17 protein-coding genes are annotated in these 21,001 nt (G+C 72.7%); 12 read left to right on the top strand and 5 right to left on the bottom strand.

What is annotated here, in order from left to right:
* Positions 1 to 478: 478 nt before the first annotated feature.
* Positions 479 to 1,585 carry a glycoside hydrolase family 5 protein gene (locus EBN88_RS01785; RefSeq protein WP_122181993.1) on the bottom strand — a complete coding sequence of 369 codons (1,107 nt, stop codon included), beginning with the start codon at positions 1,583 to 1,585 and terminating at the stop codon, positions 479 to 481.
* Positions 1,586 to 1,914: 329 nt separating this feature from the next.
* On the opposite strand from EBN88_RS01785, the gene EBN88_RS01780 reads away from it, so the two are divergent.
* Entirely contained in the window at positions 1,915 to 2,349 is a 435-nt protein-coding gene (locus EBN88_RS01780; protein WP_122181992.1) for a cold-shock protein, read from the top strand.
* 262 nt (positions 2,350 to 2,611) lie between these two features.
* On the top strand, positions 2,612 to 3,274 hold the full coding sequence (locus EBN88_RS01775; protein ID WP_122181991.1) for a lytic polysaccharide monooxygenase auxiliary activity family 9 protein: 663 nt from the start codon (positions 2,612 to 2,614) through the stop codon (positions 3,272 to 3,274).
* 219 nt (positions 3,275 to 3,493) lie between these two features.
* Here EBN88_RS01775 and EBN88_RS01770 read toward each other — a convergent pair whose 3' ends face one another.
* Both EBN88_RS01770 and EBN88_RS01765 read right to left on the bottom strand, forming a co-directional pair.
* Positions 3,494 to 4,984 carry a glycoside hydrolase family 76 protein gene (locus EBN88_RS01770; RefSeq protein ID WP_122181990.1) on the bottom strand — a complete coding sequence of 497 codons (1,491 nt, stop codon included), beginning with the start codon at positions 4,982 to 4,984 and terminating at the stop codon, positions 3,494 to 3,496.
* A 771-nt stretch (positions 4,985 to 5,755) separates the two neighbouring features.
* Positions 5,756 to 6,343 (bottom strand): TetR/AcrR family transcriptional regulator, encoded by a 588-nt coding sequence (locus EBN88_RS01765; protein WP_122181989.1) that lies wholly within the window; start codon positions 6,341 to 6,343, stop codon positions 5,756 to 5,758.
* Between the two features lie 157 nt (positions 6,344 to 6,500).
* On the opposite strand from EBN88_RS01765, the gene EBN88_RS01760 reads away from it, so the two are divergent.
* From EBN88_RS01760 to EBN88_RS01740, 5 genes are all read left to right on the top strand, one after another.
* Entirely contained in the window at positions 6,501 to 8,072 is a 1,572-nt protein-coding gene (locus EBN88_RS01760; protein ID WP_122182028.1) for an MDR family MFS transporter, read from the top strand.
* Between the two features lie 237 nt (positions 8,073 to 8,309).
* Positions 8,310 to 9,368 carry an iron-siderophore ABC transporter substrate-binding protein gene (locus tag EBN88_RS01755; RefSeq protein ID WP_122181988.1) on the top strand — a complete coding sequence of 353 codons (1,059 nt, stop codon included), beginning with the start codon at positions 8,310 to 8,312 and terminating at the stop codon, positions 9,366 to 9,368.
* A gap of 43 nt (positions 9,369 to 9,411) precedes the next feature.
* A complete protein-coding gene (locus EBN88_RS01750; RefSeq protein ID WP_122181987.1) occupies positions 9,412 to 10,470 on the top strand; it encodes a FecCD family ABC transporter permease in 1,059 nt (352 codons plus the stop codon).
* Positions 10,467 to 11,528, top strand: coding sequence for a FecCD family ABC transporter permease (locus tag EBN88_RS01745; RefSeq protein ID WP_122181986.1), 1,062 nt, complete (start codon positions 10,467 to 10,469; stop codon positions 11,526 to 11,528). Before EBN88_RS01750 ends, EBN88_RS01745 begins: the two co-directional genes overlap by 4 nt.
* Complete coding sequence (locus tag EBN88_RS01740; protein ID WP_122181985.1) at positions 11,507 to 12,391, top strand: ABC transporter ATP-binding protein; 885 nt, start codon at positions 11,507 to 11,509, stop codon at positions 12,389 to 12,391. Before EBN88_RS01745 ends, EBN88_RS01740 begins: the two co-directional genes overlap by 22 nt.
* A 73-nt stretch (positions 12,392 to 12,464) precedes the next feature.
* Here the strand turns inward: EBN88_RS01740 and EBN88_RS01735 are convergent, their stop codons facing one another.
* Complete coding sequence (locus EBN88_RS01735) at positions 12,465 to 13,694, bottom strand: cytochrome P450 family protein (protein WP_122181984.1); 1,230 nt, start codon at positions 13,692 to 13,694, stop codon at positions 12,465 to 12,467.
* Positions 13,695 to 13,990: 296 nt separating this feature from the next.
* On the opposite strand from EBN88_RS01735, the gene EBN88_RS01730 reads away from it, so the two are divergent.
* The 5 genes from EBN88_RS01730 to EBN88_RS01710 are packed head-to-tail and all read left to right on the top strand — an operon-like array spanning position 13,991 to position 19,505.
* The gene (locus EBN88_RS01730) at positions 13,991 to 15,370 is read left to right on the top strand and encodes an extracellular solute-binding protein (protein ID WP_122181983.1); all 1,380 of its coding nucleotides are present in this window, start codon (positions 13,991 to 13,993) and stop codon (positions 15,368 to 15,370) included.
* The gene (locus EBN88_RS01725; protein WP_122181982.1) at positions 15,351 to 16,298 is read left to right on the top strand and encodes a carbohydrate ABC transporter permease; all 948 of its coding nucleotides are present in this window, start codon (positions 15,351 to 15,353) and stop codon (positions 16,296 to 16,298) included. The genes EBN88_RS01730 and EBN88_RS01725 overlap by 20 nt, the downstream gene beginning before the upstream one ends.
* Positions 16,298 to 17,191: a carbohydrate ABC transporter permease gene (locus EBN88_RS01720; protein WP_122181981.1), complete on the top strand. Its 894-nt coding sequence runs from the start codon at positions 16,298 to 16,300 to the stop codon at positions 17,189 to 17,191. Before EBN88_RS01725 ends, EBN88_RS01720 begins: the two co-directional genes overlap by 1 nt.
* On the top strand, positions 17,191 to 18,291 hold the full coding sequence (locus EBN88_RS01715) for an ABC transporter ATP-binding protein (protein ID WP_122181980.1): 1,101 nt from the start codon (positions 17,191 to 17,193) through the stop codon (positions 18,289 to 18,291). The genes EBN88_RS01720 and EBN88_RS01715 overlap by 1 nt, the downstream gene beginning before the upstream one ends.
* Complete coding sequence (locus EBN88_RS01710; RefSeq protein ID WP_122181979.1) at positions 18,288 to 19,505, top strand: CehA/McbA family metallohydrolase; 1,218 nt, start codon at positions 18,288 to 18,290, stop codon at positions 19,503 to 19,505. Before EBN88_RS01715 ends, EBN88_RS01710 begins: the two co-directional genes overlap by 4 nt.
* A 41-nt stretch (positions 19,506 to 19,546) precedes the next feature.
* On the opposite strand, the gene EBN88_RS01705 is transcribed toward EBN88_RS01710, so the two are convergent.
* Positions 19,547 to 20,983, bottom strand: a complete 1,437-nt coding sequence (locus EBN88_RS01705; protein ID WP_147472621.1) for a chromosomal replication initiator protein DnaA — start codon at positions 20,981 to 20,983, stop codon at positions 19,547 to 19,549.
* Positions 20,984 to 21,001: the final 18 nt, after the last annotated feature.

The raw sequence follows: 21,001 nt of genomic DNA, 5'->3' as shown, positions 1-21,001 counted from the left end.
GACCGCGACGGGCGGGGACGGCGCTCGACGCGGTCGCGTCATCGGCTGGTGCGGTCGCCCGGGCCATGGCGTCCCACCACGCGCCCGGCATCTCAGAGAGCGCTCTCAGATCCTTCGCGCCGAGTCTCTTGGCGCCCGGATGGCATGTCAAGACGTCGCGTGATCCGGAACCGATTCCAACGCGCTGACCAGGATCAACGTGCCCACGGAAGACCGCTGTTGTGGCCGGCCCACGCGCGGGTTCCCTCAGAGAGCGCTCTCTGGTCGGGCCTCAACGCCGGCCGTTCTCCGCCCCGTTGGACCCCAGGGGCGACGCTCGGGAACCGTTCGGAAACGACGGGCGGGCGCCGGAAACGGCGGTGCCGCGCCCCCCGGCAGGGGAACGCGGCACCGCTGGGAACGCGCCAACCTCGCGGCGGCCGGCCCGGGTTGACCCGGAGGCCGGACCGGAGGCGGGCCGGGGAACCGGCCCCGGGGCTCAGCCCCTGATGCGCTCGCTGATCCAGACGCCGGACTCCTTCAGCGAGCCCGGATCGGCCCAGGAGCCCGCGTCGCAGGTGCCCGGCTCGAAGACGGCACCGCTGCGGAAGTCGTCGGAGTAGTTCCAGTTGGTCCAGCTGATGTTCTTCTCGGCCAGCAGGTCGAGGTACCGGTCCGCGAACTCGAAGTCGTGCCCGCCGTCGCCGGTGTACTCCTCGGCGCCGAACTCCGTGACGAAGATCGGCAGTTGGTCGGCGGCGCGCTCCAACGTGTCGATGTAGCCCTCCTGGTGGGAGGCCGCGTAGAAGTGGAAGGTGTACATCACGTTCTCCGCGTTCACCGGGTCGGCGACGATCTCGGACTCGTCCGAGCCGTCCGAGACCCCCAGCGAGGACCAGCCCCGGGTACCGACGATCACCACCGAGTCCGGGTCGCCGGCCCGCACCACGGGGATGACCTCCTCCGCGTAGCTCCGGATCGCCGACCAGCTCACGCCGTTGGGCTCGTTGGCGATCTCGTAGATCAGGTTGTCCTGGTCGCCGTGGCGCGCGGTGATCTCGGTGAAGAACCGCTTGGCCAGCTCGGTGTTGACGTTGGGGTCGCCCGGGGTCAGCATGTGCCAGTCGACCACCACGTACATGCCGCGCTCGGTCGCCTGGTCGATGATCCGGCTGGCCACGTCGGTGAAGTAGGCCGGGTCGGTCTCGTAGCCGTCCTCCTGGACATAGGTCGAGACCCGGATCACGTCGGCGCCCCAGTCGTTGGCCAGGACGTCGAGGGACTCCTCGGTGACGCAGTGCTCGAACCACTGGGTGCCGTGGGTGCTCATGCCGCGCAGCTGGACCGGCTCGCCGTTCTCGCCACAGAGCGTGGTGCCGCAGACCTCCAGCGCGCCGTGCTCGGCGAGCGGGGTGACGGCCTCGGGCGAGGCGCCGGCGGGAGGGGCGCCGTCCTCGCCGGCGGTGGCGAGCGAGGCGCCGGCGAACGCCGTGCCGACGGCCAGCAGGCCGGCCAACCAGAGGCGGCCCGCGCGGTGTTGGGGGAGGCGCGGCCGGCGGCTCGGCCGGCCGGAGTCGTCCGAACGGGGGGATCGCGAAGTGGGCATAACCTGTGTCTCCGATCGCGCCGAGGCGGGGCGACCCCGGCGGTGGGGGATGCGGGAGATGGTCGGCCCCGAACGTAGGGACACTTGACCAGCCCGTCAACCGTTCGGGCGGCCACCCGGGCCGGAACGGGCCGTGCGCGGCGGGGCGTTGGCGGCGGTCCGGCGGAGGCGTCGGCGACGTGGTGACGGCGGGCCGGCGGGGGCTGGGGAACGGCCTTCCGCGCGTCCGGGTGGCGTTCCGCGAAGCCTCTCGCGGGCCCCGGCCGCCTTGGTAGTGTGCCCGGGAGGATTGGCTGTTGAGCTAACTGGTTCGTGTGGTGAGGTGTGCTATGGCGCAGGGCAGGGTTGTCCGCTTCGATGACATTCGCGGTTACGGGTTCATCATCCCCGACGAGGGTGGGGAGGATGTCTTCATGCACGCGAACGACCTGTTGGACGACAAGCACCTCTACCAGCCCGGCGCGGTCGTGGAGTTCGATGTCACCGAGGGCGAGCGAGGCCCGAAGGCGTCCCTGGTGAGCGTCGTCCGGAAGGGCTCGGGCTCCGACGAGAGCGGGCCGGCCGCCTCCTCCTCGCGCGCCGAGTCGAGCGCCGCCGGGGTCGTCGAGGACGGGCTGTGCGACGTTCTCTCCCCGCGCGAGTTCCGACTTGAGCTGACCGAGACCCTGTTGGACGGGGTCCCGAGCCTGACCGCCGCGCAGATCCTCCAGGTGCGCCAGGGCGTCGAACGCCTGGCCCGTGGCCACGGCTGGCTCGCCTCCTGAAGCCGCCGGGGCGCCCAGAGCGCCCAAGGCGCCCAGGGCTTTCGAGGTGTTGAGGCCCCCGAGCCGCTGACGTTCCTCCGCTGCCCCCGACCCCGACGGCCGGGGGCGGCGGCGTGACGGGCCCTGCCCCGCGCGGCCGTCGAACGAACTGTGGCCTCGCGTGAGATGTTTCACTCCTGTTGCGCCATGGGTACACTCACCACGGCTGATGGGAGCGCTCCCAACCGGCAACCCCCATAACCGGAAGGCGAGTTCGCACACTATGCAATGGCATGTTCACGCAAAGCCGATCACGGCCAAGATCGCCGCGTTGCTCGCTGCGGCGATGCTCTTTCTGATCCCCTGGACCGACACCGCCGCCGCCCACGGCTCGATCGTCGACCCGGCGTCGCGGAACTACGGCTGCTTCGAGCGCTGGGGTGACGACCACCTCAACCCGGCCATGGAGCAGGAAGACCCCATGTGCTGGCAGGCCTGGCAGGCCAACCCCAACACCATGTGGAACTGGAACGGCCTCTACCGCGAGAACGTGAACGGCAACCACCGGGGCGCCATCCCGGACGGGACCCTGTGCAGCGGCGGCAACACCGAGGGCGGGCGCTACGACTCGCTGGACGCCGTCGGGCCCTGGAAGACCACGAACGTCGGCTCCACCTTCACGGTGGAACTGTTCGACCAGGCCAGCCACGGCGCCGACTACTTCCAGGTCTATGTGACCAGGCAGGGCTACGACCCGACGACCCAGCCGCTGACGTGGGGCGCCCTCGAACTGGTCGAGGAGACCGGCTCCTACCCGCCCGCGCAGAACATCTCCTTCGACGTGAGCGCCCCGGGCCGCAGCGGGCACCACGTCGTCTACACCATCTGGCAGGCCTCGCACCTGGACCAGTCGTACTACCTGTGCAGCGACGTGAACTTCGGCTGACCTCCGTTGGTCTCGGCTGAGTTGACCTCGTTCGCCACCGATACAGCCGGTTGAGCCGCCGGCCGGCCGCCGCCTCGCGGTGGTCGGCCGACGGCCGACCCACCCCGGCTCAACGAACGCCCCGCCGGATTCCACCACATCCGGCGGGGCTCGTTCGTGTGCGCGGGGCGGTTCGCGCGCGGGGCCGCGCGCCGGCGTGCGAACCGGCGCGCGTGCCGCTCAGTGCGCGGCGTTCAACAGGTCCAGCGCGCTGTGCTGTTGACCCACGCCGTAGCTGCCGGCGAGGCCGCGCCAGGACAGGTCGTACATGTCCAGCGGGGTGCGCGCCGAGGTGTAGGCCGCGTCCGCCTGGGCCCGGAGGTAGTCGGAGTAGGGGGCGTCGGGCAGGGCGTCGTTGAGCGCGCCGAGCCCGCGCGCGTAGGCGCCCTTGAACGAGGGGCCGTCGGCGCCGCAGTCGGGCTCGCAGGGCTCGGTGAGCACCCCGTCCTGGTGGAGCCCCGGGGCGTTGGTCGAGGCGTCGGCCAGCGCGCGGGCCTCGTCCAGGAGGCCGGCGTCACCGGTGGCGGTGCTCAGCTCGGCCAGGGCGCCCAGGATGATGCCCTGGTTGTAGGTCCAGGTCGTCTGGCCGTTGTTGACGCAGCCGGCGTCGGCGTCGAGGCCGTCGTTGATCAGCCCCTCGTCGTTGATCATGCCGCTGCCCGAGAGCCACGCCCAGCCCGCCTCGGCGCGCTCCAGATAGGGGTTGTCGCCGGAGAGGCGGTTGTGGAGGGCGGCGTTGAGCTGGATGAACAGCTCGTTGGTGACGGCGTTCTTGTACGGGTTGTCCACCTTCCACTGGACCCCGCCGCCGCAGAGGTCGGTCCAGTAGTCGTTCATCCACTCGGCGTCGGCCTGGGCGGTCTCCAGATAGCGCTCGTCGCCGGTGACGTCGTAGGCGGCGACCCAGGCGAGGCCCCACCAGCCGGTGTCGTCGAGGTACTCGTTGCGGAACTGGCCGTCGTGCGCGTCCAGCTGGCTGTCGTGGGTGTGGGCGATGGCGTACTCGTAGGAGCGCATCCCGGTGGCCTGGATGTTCTGGATGATGGCGGTCGTGGCATTGGCGCCGACCCACCAGTGGTTCTGGAAGAGGCCGTTGTCCAGGTCGTAGAGGGTCATCAACGCGGTGGCCGCCGCGTTGGCCGGGTTGTCGGCGTTCCAGGTCGTCCTGGCCCAGTCGGTGCAGGCGATCTCGGGCTGGCCGGCGGCCTGGAGGCAGGCGCGCAGGGCGCCGACGCCGAGGTTGGCCCAGTCGTCCACGTTGAACATCGTGGTGGTGGCGCTGTTGGCGCCCTCGGGAACGGACACCTCGCCGATGCGGCTGTCGCCGGCCCAGGTGGCGCCGCCGTCGAAGGAACGGTCCAGCCACAGCTGGTCGCCGGCCGAACCGCCGGCGAGGGTGGCCCAGCCCATGGCGCTGGTGTCGTCGAACCGCAACTCGGCGGTGCGGCCGTGGAGTTCGGCGGTCACGGCGAGACGGTCGCCGCCGGCCTCGGCGGCGTCGCGGCCGTCGCAGTGGTCGTTGCAGACGACGGCCGCCGGCAGGACGGGTGGCGCGGCCGCTGGTTCCTCGGTGCCGGCGCTCGCCGGTCCGAGCGGCAACAGCAGCAACGCGGCGCCGAGCGGCGCGGCCGGCCACCGACGGCGCAGGGGAAGGCGCGACGAGAATGACATGGAGATGACGGCTCTCTCGTGGGGGGTAGGGCGGCGCACCCGCCGCGGCACCTCGGCGGAGAACGCTCTCCCATAGTCAGTAGTCGTGTTGGGCCGCGCCGTCAACGCCGGCGGTGGGGCCCTTGCCGGGCGGACGGGCGGGTTGGTGCGTCGGTGACGTTCGCGTTCGTGTTCGCGTTCGCGTTCGCGCTCGCCTGGCCGGCGGGGCGGCCGGGGCGGCCGGGCGCCGAGGGGCTTCCCGAGGTACGGAACGCCGGGTGGGTGCGGTGGTGTTCGACGACCGCGAGGTGGCGGGGGCACCGGGGGCGCTTGTCCGCGGCGCCCGATGGCGTTGCCCGTGCTCGGCGGTTCACGGCGGGGGAGAAGCCAGGTGCCCGCCGGAGCGGTGTCCGGGCAACTCGGCGTCGTCTCCGACCAGTTCCGCCGTTCGCCCTGCCGGGGCTGTCCAACCTCGGCCTCGTTGGCCCGCTCGCCGCGCCGAGCGCACATGCCCGGTCCCGGGCGGACACGACCCCGTCCTACCTCTTCCCGCCCGGCCCACCGGGGCCGTTCACCCCGCCCCTGCCTGCCGGCCGGGGGTCAGGCCGGGCCCGCGCGGCCTGACCAGGCCCGACTGGCCGCCGGGTCTCGCCCCGTCAGCCAACCCCACCCGGCCTGCCTGCCGGAAGGCCCACCCGAACCGCCGGCCCGCCCGGCCAGGGCACCCCCGGCCAGGGCACCCCGCCCCGGCCCCCAGGGCCGGGGCGTCCGGAAAGCCCGGCCGGCCAGGCCCTAGTCGAAGGGCTGCGCGATCTCGCGTTCGATCTCGCCCAGGATGTCGATCAGTTCGCCGGAGCCGCCCTCCTCCACCCAGCGGCGGGTGGCGATGCGCAGCGCCGTGAGGAACGCGCCGGCGTAGACCTGGGGGCGGATGCGTTCCGTTCCGGGGCGGCCGGTGATCGCGGCGACCAGGTCGCGTTCCAGGGCCACATGGTTGCCCATCTGCCGCGCCAGCAGCGAGGGATGGCGCATCGCCAGCCGGCTGCGGGCCTCCCAGGCCCGTTCCTCCGGCGTCCCCGTCCGCAGCGACAGCGACCGCGCGGCGGAGATGAGCGCGGTCCAGGCGGACTCCTCGGGCGGGCGCTGCCGCAGCGTCTCGACCAGCGCCCTGGTCTGCTGCTCCTCGCCGAAGAGCAGCGCGTCCTCCTTGGAGGAGAAGTAGTTGGAGAACGTCCGGCGGGAGATGCCGGCGGCGTCCGCGATGGCCTCAACGGTCACGTTCTCGATCCCGCGCTCGACGGTCAGGCGCAGCGCGGCCTCGTGCACCGCCTGTCGGGTGGCGGCCTTCTTGCGCTCCCGCAGTCCCGTGATGCTCTCCATGGCTTCGAGATCCTACCCCGTGGGCAAAATTACCCACTGAGCAAATATGCCCAATGTGCATGTAGAGTGAAACGGTCCTTCGTCGCCATCTCAGGAACGTCTCCGCTGGAGGTCGCGCGTGAGCGCACAGACCGTCTCGCCCTCCCAGGCCGCGCCCATGGACCACGGACGGGTCCTGCGCGCCATGAGCGGGCTGTTGATCGTGCTCTTCATGGCCATGATCAGCTCCACCATCGTCTCGGTGGCCCTGCCCCAGATCATCGGCTCGCTGAACGGAACCCAGTCCCAGTACACCTGGGTGGTCACCGCCACCCTGCTGACGTCCACCGCCTCAACGCCGGTGTGGGGCAAGCTGGCCGACCTCTTCAGCAAGAAGCTGCTGCTCACCATCGGCATCCTGATCTTCACGCTCTCCTCGCTGGCCTGCGGCTTCGCCCAGAGCGCCGGGCAGCTGATCGGCTTCCGCGCGGTGCAGGGCCTGGGCCTGGGCGCCCTCCAGGTGCTGGTCCAGGTGATCATCGCGGCCATGGTCAGCCCCAAGGAGCGCGGTCGTTACAACGGCTACCTCGGCGGCGTGATGGCCGTGGCCACCGTTGGCGGCCCGCTGCTGGGCGGGGCCATCACCGACGTGTCGTGGCTGGGCTGGCGCTGGTGCTTCTTCGTCGGCGTCCCGTTCACCCTGCTCGCCCTGGTGCTGCTCTCCCGGACGCTGAAGCTGGTCGAGGTGCCGCGCCCGGACGCCAGGGTGGACTACCTGGGCGCCTCGCTCATCGCGGTGAGCGTGAGCGTGCTGCTGCTCTGGGTGACCTTCGTGGACGCCGAGTTCGCCTGGATCTCCTGGCAGACCGGCGCCATGGTCGGCGCCGCCGTGGTCCTGGGCGTGGCCGCCGTGGTGGTGGAGAACCGGGTGCGCGAGCCGATCGTCCCGCTGCACGTGGTGCGGCGCAGGGACCCGGCGCTGGCGATCGTGGCCAGCCTCGCGGTCGGCATGGCGATGTTCGGCGGCGCGGTCTTCCTGGGCCAGTACTTCCAGGTCGGGCGCGGCTACTCGCCCACCGAGGCGGGCCTGTTGACCATACCGATGATGGCCGGGGTGCTGATCAGCGCGGCGGTCTCGGGCCGGCTGGTGTCCCGCACGGGCAGGGTCAAGCCGTTCATCGTCGCCGGCGTCATCGCCCTCACCCTGGGCTTCCTGACGCTGTCCACCATCGACCACGAGACCTCGTTGACGCTGGTCGGCGCGGGGATGTTCCTGGTGGGCGTCGGCGTGGGCATGTCGATGCAGAACCTGCTGCTGGTGGTGCAGAACACCGTGCCGCTGAACGAGGTCGGCGCGGCCAGCGGGGCCGTGACGTTCTTCCGTTCGCTGGGCGGCACCATGGGCGTCTCGATCCTGGGCGCGGTGCTCGCGAACCAGGTGTCCACCAAGATCTCCCAGGGGCTGACCGCCGCCGGGATCGACACCTCGGGCGGTGGCGGGGACGGCTCGACGCTCAATGTCGCGGCCATGCCGCCGGCCGTCCAGGAGGTCGTGCGCGCGGCCTACGGGGACGCGACCGGCCACATCTTCCTGCTCTCGGCCGCGATCGCGGTGGTTGGCGTGGTGGCCACGCTCTTCCTCACCCCGACCAGGCTCCGCGACTCCATGGACCTGGCGCCCGCCACCGAGGGCGAAGGGCCCGGGGAGGCCGCGGTGGAGGAGCCGACGCCGGCCGTCGCCAAACCGTGATGTGGCGGGCGACGGAGGCGGCCCGCGCCGCCCCTTCGCCCGTCCGCTGGGTCAACGGGTGCGTGGAGAAGGTCGGTTGACGCCGCGTGGGGCCGTGCTCCGCGCGGCGTCCGGGAGTTGAACCGGGTGCGGCGCCCCTCGGGGGCGGGCCGGGGTCGAGGCGTGGTCTAAGCTTAGGCTTACCTAAGCTAGGTCGATCACTCGTACAGGCCGATCACTCCTACAGAAGGAACGTCCATGCCGTCCACCTTCCTCAGCGCGCGTCGTCAGCGTCTCGCCCTCGCCGCCGTGGCCACCGCAGCGGCGCTGGTGCTCAGCGGCTGTTCGTCCTCGGACGACGAGGAGCCCGCCGAGCCGTCGTCGGCCGAAGGGGAGGGGGGCGGCGACGCGTTCCCCGTCACCATCGAGAGCGCCCTCGGCGACGCCGAGATCACCGAGCGGCCCGAGCGGATCGTCACCCTCGGGCAGGGCTCGGCCGAGACCGCCATCGCCCTGGGCCAGACCCCCGTCGGCATCGAGTCCTACGAGTGGGGCAGCGACGAGAGCGGCTATCTGCCCTGGATACACGAGGCGGTGACGGAGCGCGGCGACGAGTTGCCCACCCAGTTCGCCGGCGGCGAGGACATCGACTTCGACACCATCCTGGAGCTGGAGCCCGACGTCATCCTGGCGCCCTGGTCCGGCATCACCCAGGAGCAGTTCGACATCCTCAACGACATCGCGCCGACCGTGGGCTACCCCGACCTGCCGTGGTCCACCAACTGGGACGAGCAGATCGAGCTGATCGCCACCGCGCTGGGCCAGCCCGACCAGGCGGAGGTGCTGATCGGCGACATCCGCGACCAGTTGGCCGAGGCCGCCGCCTCCCGACCCGAGTACGAGGGCGTCACCTTCTCCTACATCTACACCTCTGGCCCCGGCACGCTCGGCGTCTTCATGCCGGAGGAGCAGCGGGTGGAGATGGTCTCCTCGCTGGGCCTGACCGTCGACCCGGTGGTGGAGACCTTCGAGGAGCTTGAGGGCACCGACTCCGCGCTGATCGGCCTGGAGAACGCGGACCAACTCGCCGACAGCGACCTGGTCTTCACCTTCTACACCGACGAGGAGACGCGCGCCGAGATCGAGGCGCAGCCGCTGTACGCCGCCATCCCGGCGGTCGAGCGCGGCGCGATCGTGGCCAGCGACGACACCCCGTTCGTCACCGCCTCCTCGATCATCAACCCGCTCACCGTGCCGTGGAGCATCGACCGGTATCTGCCGCTGATCGACGAGGCGATCGCCACCCTCGACAACTGACCGTTCCCTTGACCGTTCCCTTCCCACCACGGGCGCGCACGCGATGAACGCGACCAGAGAAGCGAGCACGTTGACGCCGCCGGCCGGCGGTGCCGGCACCCGGACCGCGGGTGCCGGCGCCGCCCGGCTGGTGGGCTTCCTGCTGCTCGGCCTGCTGGCCCTGGCGCTGGCGATGCTGGCCAGCGTCGTCTTCGGCGCCAGGACCACCTCGCTCGGCGACGTGTTCGCCACGCTCACCGGCGACGCCGACGACTATGTGGCCACGGTGGTCGAGAGCCGCTATCCCCGTACCGCGCTGGGCGTGTTGGCCGGGGCCAGCCTGGCGGTCGCCGGGACCCTGATGCAGGGCATCACCCGCAACCCGCTGGCCGATCCCGGGCTGTTGGGCGTCAACGCCGGCGCCTCGGCCGGCGTCGTCACCGCGACGGCGTTCCTGGGCGCGGGCGGACAGTCGGGCGCGGTCTGGTGGGCGCTGCCCGGGGCGCTGCTCGCCGGGCTGCTGGTCTATGCCATCGGCTCGGCCGGCGCCTCCACCGGGCTGGTGCGGCTGGTGCTGGCCGGCGCCGTCGTGTCCGCCGTGCTCGCCGCGTACATCCAGCTGGTGACGCTCAGCAAGCCGCTGGTCTTCGACAGCTACCGCTACTGGGTGGTGGGGGCGCTCGGCGGGCGGCCGATGGAGATCTTCTGGACGGCGCTGCCGTTCGCCGCCGTCGGCCTGGCCATGGCGGTGCTGGTCTCCGGCGGGCTCAACACGCTGGCGCTGGGCGACGACTCGGCGCACGCGCTCGGCGCCAACCCGACGGCGATCCGCGCCGGCGGGCTGATCGCCGCCACCCTGCTCGCCGCGTCCGCCACCGCCTCCGTCGGCCCGATCGCCTTCGTCGGCCTGGCCGTTCCGCACATCGTGCGGGCGGTCGTGGGGATCGACTTCCGGTTGCAGTTGGCGTTCTCCGCGCTGTTCGGGCCCACCCTGCTGCTGCTGGCCGACGTGATCGGCCGGGTGGTGATGCGCCCATCGGAGCTGATGGTCGGCGTGGTCACCGCGTTCGTCGGGGCGCCCGTGCTGCTCTACGCGGTGCGCCGGATGAGGGGGACGGCATGACCGCCACCGTGGAACGCGCCCGGGGCGCACGCCCCCGGGGCATGGTCGTCATCGGGCGCCGGCTGGCGCTGCCGGTGAGCCGGGCCGCGCTGCTGGCGGGCGTCGGCACCGTGCTGGCCCTCGTGGTCGCCTCGGTCGCGACCCTGTCCATGGGCCGACTCGGCGTCCCGCTGAGCGAGTTGCCCACCGCGCTCACCGGCGGCGCCGAGGGCAAGACGCTCTTCGTGCTGGACCGGCTGCGCGGACCGAGGCTGGTGGTGGCGATCGCGGCCGGCGCCGCGTTCGGGATCTCGGGCGCGCTCTTCCAGTCCGTCACCCGCAACCCGCTGGGCAGCCCCGACGTCATCGGGCTCGGCGCGGGCGCCGGGGCCGGGGCGGCCGTCGTCGCGCTGAAGATGCCCGAGGGCGTGCCCGTCTCGCTGGGCGCGCTGATCGGCGCCGCCGCCGCCGTCACCCTGGTCTACTTCTCCACCGGCAGCGGCTTCCGCGACCCCGGCCGGCTGATCGTGGCCGGCATCGGCGTCGCCGCCATCGCCATCGCCATCACCCAGTACGTGGTCTACGCGGTGGAACGGGAACGGGCCATCGCGCTGACCGCCTATGTCAACGGCTCGCTGGCCGCCCGCTCCTGGGACGACGCCCGCGAGATCGGGCTGGCGCTGCTGGTGCTGCTGCCGCTGACCCTGGCGCTGGCGCGCCGCCTCGACATCGGCGAGATGGGCGACGAGATCGCGGCCGCGCTGGGCGCCGAGCCCAAGCGGACCCGGTCCCGGGCGGTGCTGCTGTCGGTGCTGCTGTCGGCGGCCGCCATCTCCGTCGCCGGGCCGATCGCGTTCATCGCGCTGACCGCGCCGCAGATCGCCCGCCGGCTGACCGGCGGTTGGGGCGCCCACCTGGTGCTCTCCGCGCTGCTCGGCTCGCTGCTGCTGGTCCTCGCCGACCTGGCGGCCCAGCAACTCCCGCTGGACGACATGCCGGTGGGTATCTACACCATGGCCATCGGCGGCATCTATCTCGGCTATCTGCTGACCCGCGAATGGAGGAGGGGACGACTGTGACCACCGACGAGCGGGCCGGCGCGACCGCGTCCGGCGCTGCCGCGCACAGGGGGCTGAGCGTGCGGGGGGTGACCCTGTCCTACGGGGGCGCGCCCGTGGTGCGGGAGTTGAGCCTGGACGTGCCGCACGGCGGGCTGACGATGATCATCGGGCCCAACGGCTGCGGCAAGTCCACCCTGGTCAAGGCCATGGCGCGGGCCATCAAGCCGGACGCGGGCAGCATCCTGCTGGACGGCACCGACCTGCGCGCCTACAGGGGCCGCACGGTGGCGCGCGAGATCGCGCTGCTGCCGCAGAGCCCCATCGCGCCGGAGGGCATCAGCGTCCGTGGCCTGGTGCGGCGCGGCCGCTACCCGCACCACACGCTGCTGCGGCAGTGGTCGCCCGATGACGACACCGCGATCGCGTTCGCGCTGGAGCGGACCGGGCTGACCGAGCTGGCCGAGGCCCGGGTCAGCGAGCTGTCCGGCGGGCAGCGGCAGCGGGTGTGGATCGCGATGGTGCTCGCCCAGCAGACCGAACTCCTGCTGCTGGACGAGCCGACGACGTTCCTCGACGTGGCGCACCAGTACGAACTGCTGGAGCTGTGCGGCGAGTTGCACCGCGAGGGGCGCACCGTCGTGGCGGTGCTGCACGACCTCAACCAGGCGGCCAGGTTCGCCACCCACCTGGTGGTCATGCGCGAGGGCCGGGTCGTCGCCGAGGGCCCGCCGGCCGAGGTGATGACCGCCGGGATGGTCGCCGAGGTCTTCGGCCTGCCCTGCGACATCGTGCCCGACCCGCGCACCGCGACTCCGATGGTCGTGCCCCACGCCCGCCACCCGGCCGCCGCCCACGGGGAGCCGCTGCCGGTGGAGGGGTAGGCCGGGTCCGCGGAGTCTCGCCGGGCCCGTTGACGACCTGGAGCGGCCGGCCCCGCCCGCCGGCCCGGGGCGGCTACGCGCCGTGGGGGAGAACCGGCAGGGCCTGGTGGCCGTTGGCTATCAGGCTGGGGACGGCGTCCAACTCCTCGGCCGGCACGGCCAGTCGGATGTTCGGGAAGCGGTCGAAGAGCGCGGGCAGCGCGATCGCCGCCTCGGCCCTGGCCAGCGGCGCGCCCAGGCAGTAGTGCGGGCCGTGGCCGAAGGCGAGGTGCTCCTTGTGGACCCGGGTGACGTCGAACCGGCCGGCGCTCTCGCCGTGCACCCTCGGGTGCCGGCCGGCCGCCGCGTAGGCCGCGAGGATGGGCTCGCCCGCGCGGATCACGCCGCCGTCCGGGAGCGGGATGTCGGAGACGGCGTAGCGCAGCGGCAGATGCGCCGCCGGCGCCTCGTACCGCAGCGCCTCCTCGATGACCTCGCCCCAACTCACCCCGCCGGAACGGACCAACGCCAGCTGCTCCGGGTGCGCCAGCAGCGCGGCGATCGCGTGGTCCAGCAGGTTGGTGGTGGTCTCGTGGCCCGCGCTGACCACCAGCAGCAGCGTGTCCACCAGCTCCGTCTCGGTCAGCCGCGAGCCGTCGCCCTCCTCGTCCCTGGCCGCGATCAGCACCGAGGTCATGTCGTCGCCCGGCTCGGCGCGCTTCCGCGCCACCAGCGCGGCCAACAGCTCGTGGAACGCCACCGTGTTGGCGGTGGCCTGCTCGGCGGTGAGGGTGGTGTCGAAGATGCCGTTGACCCGGCGGGCGAAGTCGGCCGCCATGTCCTCGGGCAGGCCCATCAGTTCGCTGATCACCCGCACCGGCAGCGGGTACGCCAGCGCCGCCCGCAGGTCCACCGGCTCGCCGGGCGGCACGGCGGCGACGGCGTCCAGCAGCTCGGTGGTGATCCGTTCGACGCCGGGCAGCAGCGCGTTCACCCGGCGGGTCGTGAACGCCGGGCTCACCAGCCGGCGCAGCCTGCGGTGGTCGGGGCCGTACGCGGTGAACATGTTGTCCGCCGTGACCCACACGTCGAGCGGCCACCGCCCGACGATCCGCTCCGGGTAGTCGGGCCAGTGCTGCCGTGGGTCCTTGGAGACCCGGGAGTCCGTCAGCAGCCGCCGCAGCAGGTCCGGGTCGCTGACCGCCCACGCGGTGACGCCCAGCAGGTCGACCAGCACGGCCGGGCCTCCGCTCTGTAACGCGGCCTCCTCCGCGCGGCGTTCGGAGCCCGTGGGGCTGAGGATCAGGGGCTTGACCTGGCTCATCGAACCGCCTTTCGCGACAGGGGCGTTCGCCGAAGGCGACCCCCGCCCCCGCGCCCACCCGATTCTCCCCAGCGACCCCCGAGGGCAATCCGCGCCCCAGGGGGCCTCTTCGCGCCGTTCCACGCCCCCGCGCGCGCGGGGTGACCAACCGTGACCCCGCACGGCGCCACGGCGCCGTTCGGTGACCCTGGGTGAGTAACCCCTGGGAAGACAGCGAACGTTGGGACAACGGACCCTTTTCTTCCCCCGTGCGCTATGTCACTCTCCCGGAGCGAACCTCACGAGGGGATGACTCAATGCGAGTGCTGACCAGACGGCTTGTCGCCCTGACCGGAGCGCTGGCCCTGGCGGGTGCCGTCGCCGGCTGCGGCTCCGACGGGGACGGGGACTCCGGCACCATCGAACTCACCATCAGCATGAACGCCATCTCGGGCGGCAAGAACGCCGCCGAGGCCGACTGGATCGAGCAGTGGCTCATCCCACGCTTCGAGGCCGCCCAGGAGGAGGCGGGCGTCGCGGTCGAGGTCACCTTCGAGCCAAGTGGCGTGGACGACGAACAGTACAAGTCCCGCCTGGCGCTCGACCTCCAGTCCGGCTCCGGGCCCGACGTCTACGCGCTCGACGGCATCTGGCTGGGCGAGTTCGCCCAGGCCGGCTACGTCCAGCCGCTGGAGGACACCACCCCCGACTTCGCCTCCTGGGAGGGCTGGGAGCAGATCCCCGAGGCCGTCCAGCAGTTGGCCACCTTCGAGGGCGCGCTCTACGGCATACCCGCCGGCACCGACGGCCGGGTGCTGTTCTACCACCGTGAGCTGTTCGCCGAGGCCGGGCTGCCCACCGACTGGCAGCCGACCAGCTGGGCCGAGATCACCGAGGCCGCCGAGGCCCTCGCCGGCGTCGACGGCGTCACCCCGGTCCAGCTCAACGCCGGCACCGCGATGGGCGAGGCCACCACCATGCAGGGCGTGCTGCCGCTGCTGGCCGGCGCCGGCGAGGAGGTGCACACCGAGGGCGCCGGCTGGACCGGCGCCACCGAGGGACTGGAGCGGGTCCTCGGCCTCTACGCCGAGATCTACGGCAACGGCCTGGGCGACCCACAGCTCCAGCAGGAGACCCAGGGCCGCGACAAGTCCTTCGAGGAGTTCGCCGCCGGCGAGATCGGCATCCTGCTGGAGGGCGACTACTTCTGGCGTTCCGTGGTCAACCCGAACAACGGCGTCGCGCCCATGGAGAACCGCGACGAGGCCGTCGGCTACGCCCTGATCCCGGCCGCCGAGCCCGGCGCCGGCGTGAACGGCGCCGACTTCGTCAGCACCTCGGGCGGCAACGTCCGGGTGGTCAACCCGGCCAGCGACCACGCCGACCTGGCCTGGGAGTTGCTCACCTTCATGCACTCCGCCGAGGCGCTGACCGCCGCCGTCGGCGACGACCCCCGCATCACCGCCCGCGCCGACGTCAACGAGCAGCTCCTCGGCGACGACCCGATGCTCACCTTCGTCAACGAGGAGGTCCTGCCCATCACCTCCTTCCGGCCGGCGCTGGAGGTCTATCCGCAGGTCTCCGTCCTTCTCCAGGAGGCGACCGCCGCCGTGGTCGACGGCGAGGACCCGGGGCAGGCGGCGGCCGACTACCAGGAGGCCCTGGAGGAGGTCGTGGATGGCGACGTCGCCCCCTGACCCGACGCTCCCGGCCGGCGAGGAGCGCGCCGGCCGGGGGGAGAGGCCCGAACGGGACGCGGCGGGGCTGGGGCGGGCCCGGGCGGCGGCGTTTGTCGTGCCCGCGCTGCTGCTGATCGCCGCGTTCCTCGTCTTCCCCGCGCTGTGGACCATCTACCTGGGCCTGACCGACTACCGGCTCACCGGCCTGGCCGCCGTCGATCCGCAGGTCGTCGGCCTGGACAACTTCGAACGGGCCCTGGACGACGACGGGTTCACCAACTCCCTCGGCCTGACGCTCCAGTTCGTCGTCGGCTCCGCCGTGATCGGCCAGGCCGGGCTCGGCTTCGCCATCGCCTGGGTGCTGCGGAACCGGCGCGGCTTCGGCCGCCGGCTGATCGAGGCCATGGTGCTGCTGGCGTGGATTCTGCCCAGCAGCGTCATCGCCTTCCTGTGGATCGCGCTGCTCGACCGCGACGACGGCACCCTCAACGCGCTGCTGTCCACGCCCGGCACGGCCTGGCTGCTGGAGCACCCGATGCTCTCCATCGTGGTCTTCAACATCTGGCGCGGCACCGCCTTCTCGATGATGCTCTACGCCGCCGCCCTCGGGAACGTCCCGCCCTCCCACCTGGAGACCGCCCGCCTGGCCGGCGCCTCCTCCCCGCAACAGCTGCGCGATGTGGTCTTCCCCCGGATCAGGGGGCATGTGCTGACCAACCTTCTGCTGATCAGCCTGTGGACGTTCAACGACTTCACCCCGTTCCTGCTCACCGGCGGCGGGCCCGAGGACCGCACCGAGATCATGCCGGTCTTCATCTACCGGACGGCGCTCTTCGGCGGCGAACTCGGCTTCGGCGCCGCCATCTCGGTGCTGATGCTGCTGATCAACCTGGTGATCGCGGTGGTCTACGTCCGGCTGCTGCGCAGGCGGAAGGACCCGGCCTGATGAACGCCCCACCCGCCGAAACATCCGGAGAGACGGGCGAACGGCCCGGGGACCGGCACGCCGCCGGCCTCGACGGCGCCCGCCGCCTGCTGGGCACCGTCGGCTTCTACACCTTCTGCTCGCTGGTCCTCGCGTTCTTCTCCGTGCCGCTGCTCTGGCTGGCCAGCGCCCCGTTCGACGACACCCCCTCCATCACCGCCTCGCTGCCCTCGTTCACCCTGGACAACTTCGAGACGCTGCTGGACAACCGCTACGCGCTCCGCTCCCTGGGCAACTCCACCATCCTCGCCGCCGGCACCGGCGCCCTGGTCGTGGTCTGCTCCGCGCTCGCCGCCTACGCGCTCAGCCGCGTCCGGCTCCCCGGCCGCGACGCGCTGCTCTACGTGCTGCTGCTGCTCTCCTCCATCGTCACCGGCACCGCCGCCATGGTGCCGCTGTTCAACCTCGCCTACGAACTCGACCTGATCGACTCCCAGTTGGGCGTCATCCTGGTCCTCTCCGGCGGGCTGCTGCCCTCGGCCGTCTTCATCCTCAAGGACTTCATGGACGGCACCCCCCGCTCCTACGAGGAGTCGGCGCAGGTCTTCGGCGCCTCCCCGCTCCAGGTGATGCGCCATGTGGTGGTGCCACTGGTGCGGCCCGGCCTGGCCACCATCGCCGTCTGGTCCGTCGCCCAGGTCTGGGGCAACTTCCTGATCCCGTTCCTGCTGCTCCGCTCCCCGGAGAAGTCGCCGGCCGCCGTGGTCATGTACACCTTCTACACCGAGGGCGGCCAGCCCGACCTGGCCCTGATCTCCACCTTCTCGCTGCTCTACTCCGTGCCCGTGGTGCTGATGTTCCTGCTGGTCAGCTCCCGGTACGGCTTCCGGTTCCACGGAGGGATCAAACGCTGATGGCCGACATCGCCCTGGCCGCCCTGAGCAAGGTCTACCCCGGCGGCGTCCGAGCCCTGGACGCCATCGACCTGACCATCGCCGACGGGGAGTTCTTCGCCCTGCTCGGCCCCTCCGGCTGCGGCAAGACCACCCTGCTGCGCACCCTCGCCGGCCTGGAGACCGCCACCTCGGGCTCCGTCGTCCTCGGCGGCACCGACGTCACCGCGCTGCCGCCGGGCCGCCGCGACGTCGCGATGGTCTTCCAGGACTACGCCCTCTTCCCGCACATGACCGTCACCGACAACATCGCCTACCCGCTGCGCATCAGGAAGGTGCCGGGCGGCGAACGACGCGAACGGGCCGCCGAGACCGCCGCCGAACTCGGCCTGAGCGACTACCTCGCGCGCCGCCCCGACCAGCTCTCCGGTGGGCAGCAGCAACGGGTCGCGCTGGCCAGGGCGATGGCCTGCCGCCCGCGCGCGTTCCTCTTCGACGAGCCGCTCTCCAACCTCGACGCCCGGCTGCGCCTGGAGGCCCGCACCTTCCTCAAGCGGCTCCAGCGCGAGCTGGGCGTCACCACCGTCTTCGTCACCCACGACCAGGCCGAGGCGCTGGCCCTCGCCGACCGGATCGCCGTCATGGAACACGGCCGGATACGCCAACTCGGCACGCCCGCCGAGGTGTTCCGCCGCCCCGCCAACACCTTCGTCGCCTCGTTCATCGGCTCGACCCCGATGAACCTGCTCCCCGGCACCGCCGCGCGCGGCGCCGTCCACGTCGCGGACCTCGCGCTGCCCACCCCCGAGGGCCTCGACCTGGCCGACGGCGAGGAGCTGACCTACGGCATCAGGCCCGAGTACCTCACCTATCACCAACGCCCCACCCCCGGCGCGCTCGGCGGCGAGGTGCGGGTGGTGGAGAACCTGGGCAGCGCCCAACTCGTCACCCTCGAAGGCCCGGCCGGACCCGTGCAGGTCGTCGTGGACGAGGACACCGAGGTCACCCCGGGCGCGACGGGCCACGCGCTGCCCCGCGCCGACCGCGCCCTGGTCTACCGTGACGGCGAACTGCTCACCCCCACCGCCCACCCCACCGGGCCCAGAGCGGAGGTCCCGTGACACCCGCCACCGACACCGTCCACCGGGGCCGCTGGACCCTGGCCGACCGGCTCGAACAGGCCCTGCGCGAGCTGCCGTTCGAGGTGCCGCGCGGCACGGCCGCCGTCACCGTCGAGCTGTCCTACGAGCGCGAGGCCGGCGTGCTGGACCTGGGCTGCCTGGGCCCCGCCGGCTACCGGGGCTGGTCGGGCGGCGCCCGCGACGGCTACACGATCGCCGCCGACTGGGCCACGCCCGGCTATCTGCCGGGCGAGCCGGAGCCGGGGGAGTGGCGGGTGCTGCTGCGGCTGCACCGGGTGCCGCCCACCGGTCTTGAGTACCAGCTGCGGATCACCACCACCGGCGGCCGGCCCGAACCGCCCGCGCCGCCGCCCGAACCGCCGGTGCCCGAACGCCCGCCCCGCCGCCCGCTGCCCGAGGTCGACGGGCTGCGCTGGCTCGCCGGCGACTGCCACAGCCACACCACACACAGCGACGGGGCCCTGACGCCCGCCGAGTTGGCGGCGCTGGCCGCCGCCCAGGGCCTCGACTTCCTCGCCGTCACCGACCACAACACCACCAGCCACCACCCGCACCTGCCGGCCGTCGCCGCCCGCTACGGCATCGCGCTGCTGCCCGGGCAGGAGGTCACCACCGACACCGGGCACGCCAACGTGCTGGGCGACGTCGGCTGGGTCGACTTCCGACGCCCCGCCGACCACTGGCTCGCGCACGCCAGACGGCACGGCGGGCTGCTGTCGATCAACCACCCGCTGGGCGCCGACTGCGCCTGGCGCAACCCGCTGACCGACCGGCCCCGCCATGTCGAGGTGTGGCACTCCGGCTGGTTCGACCGCCGCTGGGGCGCGCCGCTGGCGTGGGCCGCCGCCTGGCGGCCCGACGTGGTGGCGCTCGGCGGCAGCGACTTCCACCGGCTGGGCGACGACGCCCTGCCGGGCCGCCCCACGACCTGGGTGCTGGCCGAGGACGCCTCGCCCGACGCGGTGTTGGCGGCGCTGGCCGCCGGCCGCGTCGCGGTCTCGGCGGGGCCGCGCGCTCCGCTGCTGCTGCGGGTGGCCGACGGCCTGTTGGCCCTGGACGCGGAGGGCACGGCGCTGGTGCGCCCCGACGGCAGCCGGCAGGCCGTCCACGGCGACCGCGCGGCGCTGCCGGCGGAGCCCGGGCCGCACCGGCTGGAGACCTGGGAGAACGAGGTGCTGGCGCTGGTGTGGTGACGGCCGGCGCCGTCGGGTCGGCGGCGCCGGCTTCGGCGCGGCTACCGGCCGCGCGGCCGTCGGGGCTTCCCGGGGCCTGGTTCGGGCTTCGCCCGATCGGGCGCGTCGTGGTCGTCCGGGTCCCGAGGGGGACGCGGGAACGCCCCGACGGGCGGCACGGGGTCGGGGAGGACCGGGGGCCGGTCCCAGGGGCGCGCCGCCTCCCCGGGCGGTCGCTTCTCCGGCGCGGGTCGGTACCCGGGGCCGGGGCCGGCGGGGATGTCGGCGTCGCGTCCGGAGTCCTTGGGCGGGCGTCCGGGGTCGGGAACGGTGGGCGTGTCCGCGTCGTACCCCGGATCCTTGGGCGGGCGTCCGGGGTCGGGAACGGTGGGGATATCCCGCCACTTGTCCCGTTCCCTCGGCGGGGGCTCCACCCGGTCCGGCTGGCGCCGAGCGACCGGCGGGACCTGCCGACCGGCGGACTCCGCCCGGTCGTTGGGCGCGGCGTGCCCGACGCGGCCCCCCTCCGCCCCGACGCGGCCCTCCTCCGCCCCGGCGCGGCCCCCCTCCGCCCCGGCGAGGGCCGGCGCCCGGCCGGCGAGGTCCTCCTCCGTCGCGTCGAAGGCGTGGGCCGCGGAGAGGATGCGCCGGGCGGTCAGACGATGGGCGTGGTCCATGGCGGGAGGGGGCATGCGGGCGATCAACGCGAGGACCTCGACGACGGGTTGGGTGATGTACGCGAGCGAGCCGCTCGTTCCCCCGGGCCCCGTGGAGAAGGTCAGCCCGGACACCCGCATGGCCAACACCGAGCCCGCGTCGAGACTGCCGTTCGCCTGTTCCGTGATCATCTTGCTGGCGATGCGCATGGCGTCCGTGTTCAGGTGCAGGCCCGGCATCGAGTCGTCGTAGGGCTTGTCGGGGGCCTCCTCCATGTACAGCCCCTTGACCGCCGAGGTGGTCCGGTCCTCCACCGGGTCGATCACGCCGCTCACCAGGGGGCGCCCCGTCTCCTCCTCGAAGCGCCGAACGCTCCCTTCGAGCCGGTGTCGGTGGAGTGGGCGGAACGCCTCGCCCGGGCCGGACGCCTCGCCCGGGCGGGGCCCGGCACCGTCCCGGTGCGCCTTCGCGACGCGCAGCTCGGCGAGGCAGTCGCGCTTCATCTCCTCGACGGCGTCGGCGGTGGCATCCAGTTCGCCTTTCAGCCACAGGCAGTTCACGATGATCTCCCGCATGTGCGGGGTGAGCCGCACGTCCCAGGACGCCCTCAGCGCCAGGTACGAAGGAGCCTGGTAGGCGGGAGCCAGGTCGATCACGACCCGACTCGTGGTGTCCGTGGCGTTGTCGCACGCCCGGGCGTAGGACCATAACGCGTCGGCGGCCTCGCCGAGTTCGTCCTCGTCGATGTCGGGCCATTCGAAGTCGAGCCAGTCGGCTGTCTCGACGGCCCAGTCGGGCAGGGTGATGGACATGCGAACCCCCCAGTACGCGATGTGTGCCATCCATGGAAATGTCGTTCT

Origin of the sequence: Streptomyces triticirhizae (assembly GCF_003696235.1) — a bacterium.
Lineage (GTDB): Bacteria > Actinomycetota > Actinomycetes > Streptomycetales > Streptomycetaceae > Streptomyces > Streptomyces triticirhizae.
Note: the sequence above shows the minus strand (reverse complement) of the source record. Positions and strands in the feature narration are given on the sequence as shown.